Source organism: Paenibacillus sp. OV219, from assembly GCF_900110075.1.
GTDB lineage: Bacteria > Bacillota > Bacilli > Paenibacillales > Paenibacillaceae > Paenibacillus_Z.
Genome location: NZ_FOCJ01000013.1, coordinates 115,995 through 129,603 on the forward strand (window position 1 = coordinate 115,995; position 13,609 = coordinate 129,603).

Sequence of the window (13,609 nt, forward strand, 5' to 3'; positions counted from 1 at the left end):
CATCCCTCCTTGAATCTATGAAAATCGATGCTGTTTAGATAGTTTCACAAGTAGAAACGGGATCCAAACAGGACGAGCAACCGGTTCTGTGCGGTACGTTCTAACACATAGTAACCGCTGCCTGGTGCTGTTGCCGCAGTGGCATAACCGTTGTCGCCCGGTTTGCAGAGGGCGCCGGGCTGGCAGGAACCGTCATCTCGTACGAGCAACTTGCCAATCATGCCCACTGCGACCCATTCCGCCCGGCCCAATCTAGGCATGTATTTCTGGCGCGGGTCCCAATCCGGGTTCAACTGTGGTTGGCGCTCGATGTGCTCGGGTACAACAACTTGTCCGTTCTGGCCGTGAAGGGCAGGAACGGTAACATCGTGGTATAGCGTCCGTCCCCATTCGTCGGTGAGGTATTTCCTTGGCCAGCTCAGTTCGGCATTGCCGGATAGGAACGCGGGCTTGGCGCTGGAGATGCCAACGATAAACGGATCGGCTGCCGTTGCAATTCGAACTTTTTTGCCTGCTAATGCGATGAAGTATCCAGGCTCGATAGGGCTACCGTCGGAAGTCTCGAACATCTCCGCATAGTCGGCAGCGGGGCTGCTAACCGCGCCGTCGATCTTGACGTCTCCGGTGGTTAATATTGCCGCTGCGAGGCCAGGGAAATTGGGATTTATGCCGTTGGCTAGGTACCAGGAGTTGGGCAACATATTTGCGGTGCCGCACTTGCCCATAATGTGTACCCCAGCCAGCATGTTCGTTGAAGTGATAGTCCCTTCCGCGTGCGAGTAGTATCCATCTGCCACGGTTTCAAGGCCTTGCGCGTGAGCGTAGTTTCCACTGGCTGTCGTAGTAGATCCTTCGGCGTGTGAGTAAGAGCCGCTCGCGAGAGTGAAATAGCCTTCCGCATGTGCAAAGACACCAGTTGCTCGTGATCTCGATCCTTCCGCATGCGTGGAATTGCCACTCGAGATGGTATCGGTGCCTTCCGCATGGGAGGCCCATCCGCTTGCGATAGTGGTGTCGCCCTCAGCATGTGCGGCGTATGCGCTCGCGATAGTGTTACCGCCTTCTGCATGCGAATTCAGGCCGCTCGCCGTTGTTTGGCTACCTTCTGCATGTGCATTAGGTGCACTGGCTGTCGTCTGTTGCCCTTCGGCGTGAGTTCGCATGTCAAGTGCTTTAGTGAGTTCGCCTTCTGCGTGCGCATAGAGGGCATCAGCCAGCGTGGCACCGCCTTCGGCGTGCGAAGCTGGGCCGTGCGCTTGCGCGTTGTATCCTTCGGCATGTGCGGCGAACCCCGACGCTGCCGTGATGTAGCCCTCGGCGTGGGCGACTTCATCCGCTGCGATGCTGCCGCGTCCTTCGGCGTGCGAGTGCGGGAAGAGCGCCTGCGTTCCGTATCCTTCGGCATGGGAAGCGGCACCGACCGCTGCCGTGAGGTAACCTTCAGCTTGGGCAGCTTCGCCCGCCGCATTGGTGTCGCTACCTTCAGCATGGGCATAAAGTCCATGCGCCGTCGAAGCGCCGCCCTCTACATGTGACGCGGGACCAACCGCTTGCGTAGCGTATCCTTCGGCATGCGCGGCAAATCCGCTCGCCGTCGTCTGATATCCCTCCGCATGAGAGGCTGTGCCGCTCGCGGTAGTATCCTTGCCCTCGGCTTCCGAGCATTCGCCGGTTGCCTGGGCGTTACAATCCGCCAGATGAATTCCCCCTTGATCTATGAAAACGAGCTAATGCATTACCATAATATTACAGATGTTACGAGTTTGATTGGATGGATGTGTTCATAAATGGAGATCGTTCGCAGCGGAGTTTTGTGGGAGATGGTGGTGATTGCGATTGTCGAGAGAGCGAAGGAAAGTGGAAGGATGGTAGTTGAGTAAATTGAATTGGAGAGTAATATTAAGAGATCATATAGGGTCTCTCAGCTGGGGGAACGATATAAAAAGCAGCCGAGAGATCGAATACGATCTCTCAGGGCCAATATTGGCCAATATTTGACGAAAATGCTGTTGAAAGGCCATATACGATCTTTCGGCTTCAAAATGTATCGCTACTGCCACTGAGAAATCAAATATGATCTCACAACTCTAGCTAAGCTACAAATTCATCGGCGAGTCAAACAAACTACCGCCCCCGCCTATAATTCGACGGACAGCTCCCCGCGCAGGATTTGAAAGCGCGGCTGAACGCGTGAATGTTCGCATAACCGAGCTGGTCGGCAATGTCTTGCATTGAGAGGTGCGTGTATTGAATCATGTTTTTCGCTTTCTCGATTCGAATGTGCTGATGGTATTGGATAGGGGTCATCTGGAACATCGTTTTGAACAGATTGATCAGATAGAATTTACTCAGATGGAACCGCTCGGACAGCTCGTCCAGCTTTACGATGCGATGGGCATTCTGGTCAATGTAGCTACGCACCTCAGCCAGCAGCTCCATATGTCCGTCGCTCGACGTCATGCTGCCCCAATATTGCTCGCGCATCATTTGCGCCAGGATGGTCAACAATGCCCCCTTCATCCGCAGTTCATAGAACGGAGGCTTCGTCTCAAACTCCCGAATGAGCTCGAACAACGACTGGGCAATCGGCAGCGCATCGCTCGGGCGTAAATAACTCGGAATATAGTGAGGCGGCGCATCCAGCTCATTCACTCTCAGCCAGCTTCGCTCCTTCGCCGTCATCGCTTCAAGCGGCTTGAACGATACGCCGATCTCAGCGCTCAGCGCATCCGTGTAGAGATCGAAATGCACATGCGGCTGGCGTACGCGAGTTCCGCCGACATTCCGTATCGAATGCCGCTGCCCTGGCTTGAAGAAGAAGAAATCCCCTGCAGTCCCGTGATACACCTGATCCTCCACCGTCACAAGCAGCTGTCCTTCCATCAAATAGAGGAGCTCATAATCCCAAATGACCCGCTCATCCACCGTCCATGTCTCATCCAGCACACTATCAATTGCCACCCGAATATAAGGGGAGAGCGTATCAATCTGCAGCGTCATCAGCATCACCTCAGCAATATTTGATAAATAACTAAACAATAAGTGCTATCGGAAAACCGTATAACTCATTATATAATGAGTTCATCTTAACACAATATATGATACATGAGGTGAAAGGGCATGCTGCAAAATAACGGACTCGGACTTGGACTTTCTTCCGCTCCACTCGTCACGAACGCACGGACCCGCTCGATTTCGGCTGAGAATCCGAAAGGCGAGAAAGGTCAAGGCGGCAAAGAAGCAAGCAATCTCGGTACTGCTCGCAAAGGCAGACCTTGTATCACACTTAAGCAAGGAGAATTGGTGACGCTTGCAGACATTCAAGGTCCAGGTATTATCCAGCACTTCTGGATTACCGTTACCGATAAAACAGGCAAAGGCCACGCACAGCAATTTGTGCTCCGAGATCTTGTGCTTCGCATGTTCTGGGACGATGAGGCAACGCCGTCAGTTGAAGTACCGCTTGGCGACTTCTTCTGCAACGGCTTCGGCGTGCGTACGAATGTGAACTCGCTGCCGATTTCGGTCGTGCCGACAGGCGGCATGAACTGCTATATCCCGATGCCGTTCCGCAAATCCGCGAAGATTACGATCGAGAACCAGCACGCTGTCGATATTGATGGCTTCTTCTATACATTCAATTACTCCCTAGTGGACGAGCTGCCGGACAATGCGGCCTACTTCCACGCACAATGGCGCCGCGAGCATGTGACCGAGGTCGCTCAAGACTACACCATTCTGGGCGGAGTGAAGGGCGCAGGGCAGTACATCGGGACTTACCTCGCTTGGGCTGCACTGGAGCGAAATTGGTGGGGTGAAGGTGAAATCAAGTTCTTTATGGATGGCGATGAAGAATGGCCGACCATCTGTGGAACGGGTACAGAAGATTACGTCGGAGGCGCATGGTGCTTCAACAATTCGAAGACGAATGAGCCGGAATCGTACTCGACTCCGTACCTCGGGTACAAGTTCTATAAAGAAACGACTGAGATTGATGCTTGGTACGGCCACAATGTGCCGATGCATGGCATGTACCGCTGGCATATGCTTGATCCAATCCGGTTCGAAAAGGATCTTCGCGTGACGATTCAACAGATCGGACATGACCATACGAAGCTCTTCGAGCGTGCCGACGATATTTCGTCTGTAGCGTATTGGTACCAGATGGAGCCGCACACGCCATTCCCTCAGCTCTTGCCAACAAGTAAGAGATGGCCTCGATAACATTGCCTTTAAACACAAGCGTCCTGAACCTAGAGCTAGCTCTAGGGGATGGGCGTTTTTTTATATTATGGAATTTATAAGGTTCACTTGTACAAATTTCGATAATGTCACCGCGAAACGTAAGCTTTTGCCGAAAGGACAGAGACATCCGTTTTCACTTATTTGACAGGAAACCAAATGGTTTTATATAATGAAAAGCGAAACCAAAAGGTTTCATATTAAGGTTCACTATTTTCAGGCGAAAAGGGGTTATTTACATGTTACTCGATTCCATTAATTACGGAGCAGTTACAGTTACAGGCATCCTATCATTAGTGCTGGGTTTCCTGTGGATGGCGGTCATTTGGAAGAAACCGTATCAGCGCGACATGTATGGCAACACAGCTGACCGGACAGCGACGCCAAAGCCATCCAAGGCGGGTATGATTCAATCCTTCGTCCTGTACATTCTAGTCTCGTTCGTCACGTCTATCACTTATGCGGTATGTTTGGAGCTATTCCGTTCAGGCGGACAAGCTTTCAACTATGATGGCGACAGCTTCGCGAACGCGTTCTGGTTCACGATGCTGCTGACAGCAGGCTTCACGCTACCATTCACAGTAGGCAAGAAAGTGTGGCAGTTCAAGAGTTGGACGGTCGTTGCAGTCGATACATCGTATGAAGTGGTACGGTTCACGATGCTGCTGCTAATCTTCTGGAACTGGTCGTAAGCACCTAACACGCGAACAACCCGCACATTCAAGTAACAAACCCGGTAAGCCCACAAGCTGCCGGGTTTTCTCATGCACATGCACATACCCATATATTTACTCATCCTCTAGGCGCCCACAACATGACGGACACACCAAGGATACAAATCCCCGCACCAAGCCAATCATAGAAGTCAGGCGATTTTCTATCGACGAGCCAGCCCCACAGCACAGCAAGTATGATGAATACGCCGCCGTAAGCTGCATAGACCCGCCCAAACGAAGGGAAGTTCTGCCACGTTGGAATGATGCCATACAAAACAAGAATGATACTCCCAGCCAAGCCGAAGGACCACGATCGAGATTCCCTCAGCCATTGCCAGACCAAGTATCCGCCGCCGATTTCGGCCAGTCCCGCCAGAAGGAATAAAGCAATTGCGAGTAGCATACGATTCAATCCTTTCCATAGATTACCTCTGCACGTAGTATAGCCCGTACGGACAAACGAAGTAAATGTAGCAGGATTGAGAGCACCGATAATTGAAATAGTAAGAACCACATCCACGTCACACATATGATCCATCCAACCTTTTCCAATTCACGGCATGAAACAGGTGCTCATAGCCGCACAAATGTCTCTTTTAACAATAAATACGGTCCAATTCAGCTTTTACGCACGAACCTGCATGAAAAGTCTATATCGAATCTTAAGGGACGCATGCTACATTGCAGATGTCAGGGTCACCTGAACATTGCTTAAGGGGGGTTCACATGTTGCGTAATTCCAATCATGTGAAGAGATCGAGAGTGAACAAGAAAGTATCAACAATAGTCATGGCTATTCTGATACTCGCTCTTGTTGGCTGCTCGAGTAATTCGAACAATAATACGAGTACTAATAACGCCGCCTCAAGTAACACAACAACGAATGACAGCACGACCGCAACAACGAATGATTCGACAACCACAAACGATACGGCAGCAACTACGGACAATTCCACGACAACGACGACTGAGCCTCCAATGGAAATCAACTGGCATGGTAACTTCCAATTAGATTCACTTCTTCCAGATAGCTACGTACAGAAGATTATTGAAGAGAAATTCAATGTAAAAATTAACTTCGTATCAGCGAAGATGGACAAACTCAACCTGCTCGCAGCTTCCGGCGATCTCCCGGACGTTATGCGTATCGCCGATCCGAAGGACGTCGCAGCGCTGGGCAGCTCTGGCGTATTGCTCGAGCTTCCGAAAGAACTGCTCTCCACAGAGATGCCTGACGTAACAAGCTCAATCGATAAGGTTGATCCAGGTCTCTGGGGCTTGACGAACGTGAACGGCACAAACTACGCAATTCCTCAATACCTCGCTGTTGTTCCTTGGGACTCAGGCATGGCTTGGCGCAAAGATGTGCTTGCTGATGCAGGCATCACAACAGTTCCACAATCTGTTGCTGATTATGACAGCGCATTCAAGACGATCAAGTCCAAAGAGAAGGATATTCTCAAGGCTACAAAAGCAACGTCCAAGAAGCTCTACATGTTCAGCGGCGCTGATATTCAATATCCATGGAATGCCTATACATGGTTGTTCGGCGCTTACGGCTCGATGCCTGGCACATGGCAGCTGGATGCAAACGGCAATATTGCACGCGCTGAGACGCTGCCTGGTACAAGAGATGCGCTTGTTAAGCTCAATGAGTGGTATAAAGCCGGTTACATCGACCCTGCCTTCGTAACGGACAAAGGCGACCAAATGGATGCCAAATATGCACAAGGCGCTTATGCGATGACGACTAAAGGTATTGACGGAATTACAAGTCCGAACCCGGACTCGCTTCAGAAGGTAAATGCAGATGTACAGTATGACTTCACGAAAGCACCGACAGGTACAAACGGCGAGCAAGGTGTTTGGTCGTGGGGCAAGCGTCAAAACTTCATTGCATTCTCCGCGAAGCTGAAGGATCAGCCTGAGAAAGTAAACAAAATTCTTGAAATTATGAATGCAGTCGCAACAGATGACAGCCTCTTCTTGACAACGCACTATGGTGAAGAAGGCAAGTCCTACAAGCTTGATAACGGCATTCCTGTTGTCACTCCTCCGTATGACAACGACAAATCGCCTGAATCGAATGCGCTCGGAACTGGCGGCCCGAACGGCGGTTTGTTCGGACCATTCGGCTCGATCGATATCGTGAAGAAGTTTACAAATCCTCAGATGGTTGACGCATGGCAGACTTACTATGCAGGCAAGCCAGATGTTCTGTTCATGCTGCCGCTTCCATCGACGGCAAGCACGGATCAACGGATTCAAGACAAATGGAATGAAACGTTCATTAAGATCGTAATCGGTGAAGCACCAATCTCCGCATATGACGACTTCCTGAAGTGGTTCGACGCAAACGGCGGCGCACAGCTGACGAAAGAAGCGAATGATCTGTACACGACAAGCTTCAAGAAATAAGAAATAAGAAATAAGAAGCAAGCAGGAAGACTTCCCGGCGCTTCAAGGTGAAGTCTTCCTGTCTTCCTTTCGCGTTACTAACATGTTCAAGGAAAGGAGCAGGACATGGAAATTGCAAAAGAGTACAAAGCAGCAACCAAAGCGAGGGCGATTCGTTCCAAGCCGACATTCTTGCAGTCGCTTCGAAGCCTAGTGAAGCATTGGCAGCTGAGCTTGATGCTGCTTCCCGTCGTCGCTGCATTTCTCATCTTCAGTTATTTTCCGCTCCTATGGCTCCTAATCGCATTCAAGGACTATAACATTGGCAAAGGATTATGGGGCAGTCCATGGGTTGGCTGGAAGCACTTCCATATGATCTTCACCTATCCCGATATGCTTCAGCTCATTCGCAATACCGTTTTCATTAGTTTACTTAATCTTGGCTTCGGCTTCCCGGCAGCGATCCTATTCGCTCTGATGCTCAATGAAATTAAACATTCAGCCTTTAAAAGAACGGTGCAGACATTGACGTACTTGCCGTATTTTATCCCTTGGACCATTATGGCCGGCTTCATCCTGCTGCTGTTCTCGGTCGACGGCCTTATTAATAATGTATTAGTCGATTACTTCGGTCTCGATCCTAAGAACTTCCTCACCAACAATACATCGTTTATCCAATTGCTTATCGGCTCGGCGATCTGGAAGGGGATGGGGTGGAGCTCAATTATCTATCTCGCTGCAATCGCCGGTGTGAATCCGCAGCTCTATGAAGCTGCACACATTGATGGCGCATCCCGCTTGCAGCGTATCGTCTCGATTACAATCCCGTCGATTGCGCCGGTCATCGGTATTACGTTTATTTTGCAGGTTGGGGGACTGATGTCATCGAACTTCGATCAAATTTACAACATGTATAACGCACAAGTGTACAAAGTGGCGGATGTTATCGACACCTTCGTCGTTCGTATGGGCGTTACGCAGATGCAGTACAGCATCACAACCGCGATGGGGTTATTCAAAGGTGTAGTCGGCTTCATTCTCATCATTCTCAGCAACTATATTATTCGGAAGACGAGCGATTCGGAGAATTCACTTTGGTAGGAGGAGGGATGAGGCGATGCTGAACAAGAAGATGAACGTCTTCGATTATTTGAACTATCTGTTTATGACACTGCTATGCTTGACGATGATTTACCCGTTTCTGCATACATTCTCCTTATCCTTCAGTGATCCGATCGAGGCGAGTAAAGGCGGATTCATGTTCTGGCCGCGAGGCTTCCAGCTGGATACGTATAAGGGGCTGCTTAAAGATACGCTATTCTGGCGCAGTTACCTGAATATCGCGGCAGTAACGGCAATCGGGGTCGTCGGCTGCTTGTTCCTCACCTCCTGCGCTTCCTATGTCTTGTCGCTGCCGCACTATCCGTTCCGCCGTTTCTTCACTATGTTTATCGTCTTCACGATGTTCTTCTCAGGTGGGATCATTCCAAGCTACTTGCTGACGAAGGACCTACACCTTATGAATACATGGATTCCGCTCTGGGTTCCAGGTCTTGTCGCCGCCTTCAATATTATTCTGCTCATCAATTTCTTCAAGCAGATTCCGAGCGAGGTCAGGGAGGCCGCGGTTATCGACGGAGCCTCTGACTTTGCGATCTTCACCCGAATCGTGCTTCCGCTCTCGAAGCCCGTGCTTGCAACGGTGGCACTCTTCCTCGCGGTTATGTTCTGGAATGATTGGTTCACACCTTACTTATATTTAAATGACACCGATAAGTACACGCTGCCGCTCATTCTGAAGAAATACGTCGTGAATAGCGAAATAGACGGCCTGTCCGGCTTCGTTAAAGCGACGAATAGTCAGGTGTTGCCAAGCCAAGTACGCTCTACTGTTATTCTGGTGGGCATTCTGCCGACGCTGCTTATTTATCCGTTTATCCAGAAATATTTTGTCAAAGGGGTTACGCTCGGATCGTTAAAAGGTTAGTTTCTTGGTTCAAAGTGGTGGGGAGATCGACGCTTTAGTCGGTCTTCCTATAGCTGTTTTTACGATAAAGTATAGATATGGAAGGGGTCTAATCATGAAGCTCAAGTCCCGCTGGTTCCAAAATATATACGCCAAGCTGCTTCTAATTCTACTAAGCATCGCGATTATCCCTTCTCTAATTTCCAGTGTGTTCTCTTACCAAATTTCGATTACGAATGCGAAACATCAGAGCGAGAATTATAGCGAGCAGCTGCTGACACAAATTGCGAGTAGCAACGATGTTACTTTCGAGCAGATGCGCTCCTTTATATACGAAATCATGATCAATTTCAGCTACTACAGCGATGTGATGGCGAAGACGCCATACTCTTCAGCCTTTCTTGACGTTCGCATCGCGCTTGATCGGAAGCGGCAGGCGTATCAGAAACATATTAAGAACTTCGCTATTATTGATCTCGCCTCGAAGAAGGTCATTACTTCGGTTGGCGGAATCTCGATCTACGGGATGGATGATTATCGGAATCAAGTCGATAAGAACCTGATGCAGATGGTGACGCAGAAGGATGATAATTTGCAGTCCAATGAGCTGGTCCTTCGTCCGACAGCTGACAACCAGCAGGTGCTGACATATATCTTCAAATATGGACCCACCGCGTCCGTAAAAGGGTTCATCGCTGTAGACGTCGATGCGAGCAGCATTACGCATCCGGTGCAGGCAGGCGAATACGGCAGCTTATTCGTTCGCAATTCCAAGGGACTGATGTTGTCCGATCAGAACTTGAGCATGTTTCAAGCGAGTCAAGATCCGAGTACAAAAAAAGACTATGTCGTTATTTCGCAGCGATCAGCATCTTCCGGCCTGCAATATGATTACGTCATACCGAAGCATGCTCTGACGAAGAGCAGTGATCGCGTATTGAACAGTATTCTGTTCATCAGCTTGGGGTTGGTCGTGCTTGGCGCGCTTGCAGCATGGATGAGCTCGAAGAACATTTACACGCCGCTGAGGAACTTGCTTGGCTATATACGTGGCATGAATGGCGATTCGCTGGCGACGGCGCCGAATATGAACGAAATCAATTACTTGGAGCAGGCGTTCACCCGTATGAACCAAGAAAATAAGACATACCTCAATATGATTCGCAGCAACCAGAATGTGTTCAAGCAGCGTCAGCTGGCGTTGCTGCTAACTGGTGATATGGCTGGCTACCAGTCGCTCGAAGTGCCGAGCAAGCTGCGACTGCAATTCCCGCATGACCGCTTCCTTGTCATGACGGTCGAGATCGAAGATGTGAATGCGTTCAAGGCGAAGTACACGCAGCTTGAGCAGCAGCTGTTATATTTTGCAGTGGAGAATATTACGGAGGAAGTGCTAGGAGAGCAGGGAGCTGCGGTGGCCGGACATCTTGAGCCTTACCGACTTGCTGTCGTCTTCAATTACAGCTCTGAGCGTACCGATCATGAGCAGCATATTGAACTGTGCAAGCAGCTGAAGAACCAGATCGTCGGCTACTTGCATCTGTCGGTCAGCATCGGCATTAGCGAGCCGGCAAGCGCTGTTCACGAGATCAAGTCATGCTACGATCAGGCGATTCGGGCAATTTCGTATAATGTGTATTTTGGCAAAAGCAGTATCATCCACTATCCGAGCGTCGCGCAGATGGATAACCATCTTATGTTCGACTCGAATTCGATTCAATGGAACGTGGTCAAGGAGCAGATTAAGATTCACTTCCGCATGAATGAGTGGGAGAGAATCGAGGCTACACTGACCGAAATGATCCACAAAGTATCGTACATCGGCATTACAAAGTCGGATGTGCAGTATATTTTCTTGCAATACGTGGCTAGTCTCTCAGATCTGTGTGTGGAGTTCTCGCTGCAGCTGTCGGATGTGTTCGGCAAGCATTTCTATATCAACGAGAGTGCGGCGACGCTATCCACGATGGAAGAGTTGAAGCTGCAGATGATGACGATGGCGAAGCGGCTCTATGAGAAGCTAGGCGAGAAGAAGACGCATATCCATACGGAGATGATCGAGCAGCTATTGCACTATATTGAGGAGCATATTGAGGAAAATATTACGCTAGAGTCGATTGCGGAGAAGGTGTATATGCATCCCGCTTACCTCAGCCGGATCTGCAAGACGGTGACTGGGCTTAGCTTAGGAGAGCAAATTGTGCTCGCCAAGATTAATAAGGCGAAGAGTCTGCTCGTTCACAGTGACGATAAAGTCGGGGATATCTCGGAGCGGCTTGGTTATACCACCCCGAGAGCGTTCTATCGGATATTCAAGGATTATACAGGCTTTACGCCGAGCGACTTCCGGAAGCGGGAAGGGCTGAAGAGTATTACGGAGTAAATTGGCGTTAGTTGGCCGTGATGATTGCGAGTCCGGCCGGCGGTACTGGAATCGCATGAATGCCCGGCGTGCAGCTTAGGGCGTACTCGGTAACGATGTGACCGAGGCAGTTCTTGATGGTGACCGTTGCTGTGGCACTTTGCTGCTGCGGGAGTTCAATGACGAGCCTACTTGTACATGTGCCGTTGATCAGTATGATCTGCGGCGGAAGTGGCTGACTTTCTGGCAGCGCGATAATAAGGTTCTCTTGATAAGAGGCGGCAATATACGTATTGCTGCCCGTTGCCGTTACGAGCGGGTAGAGCAGCTCCGGGTGATGAGGCGCAAGCTTGCCGCCTAGCAGCGTGCTGCGGTGCTCCTTCCAGAACGCGAGCCAGAAAGCGACCATCTCAGCGTGCTGCTCAGGCAGAGTTGTGAGGCGCACGGAGATTTGCGGCACCGCGAATAGGACGTTGATTATTTGCAACGCTGCACTCTCGACCGGCTCATCGGCATGCCACATAATCATGTCGGCGTGTGCGGCTGTGCTGCCGCAAAGCAGCCGGATATCGAGAGTGCGCATTCGGTTCTGAACCGCATCGTTCGGGCAATCCGCTGCCCGGAATAGATTGCCGTATTTGCGCATGAGCGGACTAATATAGTTCTGACGGAATTCGAGCATGATGTCAGGCTTGATGGCACTCAGCCGCGCAATGACCTCGCTGAGGAGCATATCCACAGCCTGTGCAACCGAAATGTCATCCCGGCCCTCAGCATTGCTAGGGTTCTCCTGCTCTGGTTGGTGGAACACATCGACAAAATCCAGCTTAAACCCATCAAGATCCCAATCTAGCAATGCTTTCTCGTAAACCTCGATTAAGTAGCTGCGAACCTCTGGATATCTCGGATCAAGGACCCCTGCATCCAAGTAGTCAATCGTATAGAGCAGCTTGTTCTCATATCGGACCCATGCCTCGCTATGCTTCCCGACAAACGGCACGGAATACCAGAGGATGTATTTCATGCCAAGCTTATGAATGTTCTCGACATGTGCTCGCATATCCGGAATTTTCTCCGCGCATACTTGCCAATCCCCGCAATACGCATAGCCTCGCGCATTATCCGCCGTCTGCCAGCCGTCATCGACGATGACCGTTTCACAGCCCAGCTTGCTTGCTGCTGCACATTGCTCCTCGACAGCCTCTGGTGAGAGATTCTGATGGAAGCTATACCATGTCGAATACATCGGCTGCGTAGCCGCAGGTGGTACCTTGGCAGGCTTGTTCTCCGGGAAGGTGCTCCACCAATCGCTTACGTGCTGGAGCGCTTCGTAGTAGGGGATGTGGCTGCGCATGTCGATTCTTAGTGTAGCTTCATAGTGGGAGATTGGCGTCGTTGGCGTGTCGAACATGGCGATGTAGCAGTGGAAGTAAGCAGATTCCTCATTTACGCCTGCATCATATTTAATGACATTAAGTACATCGGAGAAGGCAAAAGTAAGCCGATTGCCACCATCCCCGCTAAAGAGACAGCATACCGGAGCGGAATACGTTGATTTCGACTCGAACGGCTGCGACCAATCGGCGCGTAATCCTTTGTTATAAATGGCGGTCGGATGCCATTGACCCTGAACATCCACAATCGGCATCCGCCACTTGAGGCGAATCGGTGCTGGAACAGCCGCATTGTCTGAATGGATTCGGATATGGACAAGCTCGATGCCTGGCTCGTTCGACGGTTCCACGGTGAGCTCGGTGTGAAAGGGGCTCGTATCCTCGGCGTTATTTTCCAAGCGATAGTCGAATAATCCTGCTGCTTCTACTAGCATGACAATAGATTCCCTCCTTAGAATGGCTTACTTTCACTATAAGGCAAAGGCTGAGCAGCGACTAGCGCGCATTGCACATAAAGGTGTTCGAATATGCT

10 protein-coding genes are annotated in these 13,609 nt (G+C 50.3%); 6 read left to right on the top strand and 4 right to left on the bottom strand.

Features of this window, described 5'->3' with window-relative positions; translation table 11 throughout:
* Positions 1 to 44: 44 nt before the first annotated feature.
* Positions 45 to 1,163 carry a peptidase G2 autoproteolytic cleavage domain-containing protein gene (locus BMY11_RS25205; RefSeq protein WP_090582608.1) on the bottom strand — a complete coding sequence of 373 codons (1,119 nt, stop codon included), beginning with the start codon at positions 1,161 to 1,163 and terminating at the stop codon, positions 45 to 47.
* A gap of 961 nt (positions 1,164 to 2,124) precedes the next feature.
* Positions 2,125 to 3,000: a helix-turn-helix domain-containing protein gene (locus tag BMY11_RS25215; RefSeq protein WP_177182824.1), complete on the bottom strand. Its 876-nt coding sequence runs from the start codon at positions 2,998 to 3,000 to the stop codon at positions 2,125 to 2,127.
* A 120-nt stretch (positions 3,001 to 3,120) separates the two neighbouring features.
* Between BMY11_RS25215 and BMY11_RS25220 the strand changes: the two genes are divergently transcribed.
* On the top strand, positions 3,121 to 4,224 hold the full coding sequence (locus tag BMY11_RS25220; protein ID WP_090582614.1) for a glycoside hydrolase family 172 protein: 1,104 nt from the start codon (positions 3,121 to 3,123) through the stop codon (positions 4,222 to 4,224).
* Between the two features lie 257 nt (positions 4,225 to 4,481).
* A complete protein-coding gene (locus BMY11_RS25225) occupies positions 4,482 to 4,934 on the top strand; it encodes a DUF1761 domain-containing protein (protein WP_090582616.1) in 453 nt (150 codons plus the stop codon).
* 100 nt (positions 4,935 to 5,034) lie between these two features.
* Here BMY11_RS25225 and BMY11_RS25230 read toward each other — a convergent pair whose 3' ends face one another.
* Positions 5,035 to 5,361: a YnfA family protein gene (locus BMY11_RS25230; RefSeq protein ID WP_090582731.1), complete on the bottom strand. Its 327-nt coding sequence runs from the start codon at positions 5,359 to 5,361 to the stop codon at positions 5,035 to 5,037.
* Positions 5,362 to 5,684: 323 nt separating this feature from the next.
* Here BMY11_RS25230 and BMY11_RS25235 point away from each other — a divergent pair, with 323 nt between their 5' ends.
* The 4 genes from BMY11_RS25235 to BMY11_RS25250 all read left to right on the top strand — a co-directional run bounded on the left by BMY11_RS25235 (position 5,685) and on the right by BMY11_RS25250 (position 11,704).
* On the top strand, positions 5,685 to 7,376 hold the full coding sequence (locus BMY11_RS25235) for a type 2 periplasmic-binding domain-containing protein (protein ID WP_090582618.1): 1,692 nt from the start codon (positions 5,685 to 5,687) through the stop codon (positions 7,374 to 7,376).
* 105 nt (positions 7,377 to 7,481) lie between these two features.
* Positions 7,482 to 8,456 (top strand): ABC transporter permease, encoded by a 975-nt coding sequence (locus tag BMY11_RS25240; RefSeq protein WP_090582620.1) that lies wholly within the window; start codon positions 7,482 to 7,484, stop codon positions 8,454 to 8,456.
* Between the two features lie 16 nt (positions 8,457 to 8,472).
* Positions 8,473 to 9,342 (top strand): carbohydrate ABC transporter permease, encoded by an 870-nt coding sequence (locus tag BMY11_RS25245; RefSeq protein WP_090582622.1) that lies wholly within the window; start codon positions 8,473 to 8,475, stop codon positions 9,340 to 9,342.
* 94 nt (positions 9,343 to 9,436) lie between these two features.
* Complete coding sequence (locus BMY11_RS25250) at positions 9,437 to 11,704, top strand: helix-turn-helix domain-containing protein (RefSeq protein ID WP_090582624.1); 2,268 nt, start codon at positions 9,437 to 9,439, stop codon at positions 11,702 to 11,704.
* 7 nt (positions 11,705 to 11,711) lie between these two features.
* Here BMY11_RS25250 and BMY11_RS25255 read toward each other — a convergent pair whose 3' ends face one another.
* Positions 11,712 to 13,511 (bottom strand): glycoside hydrolase family 36 protein, encoded by a 1,800-nt coding sequence (locus tag BMY11_RS25255; RefSeq protein ID WP_090582626.1) that lies wholly within the window; start codon positions 13,509 to 13,511, stop codon positions 11,712 to 11,714.
* Between the last annotated feature and the right edge of the window lie 98 nt (positions 13,512 to 13,609).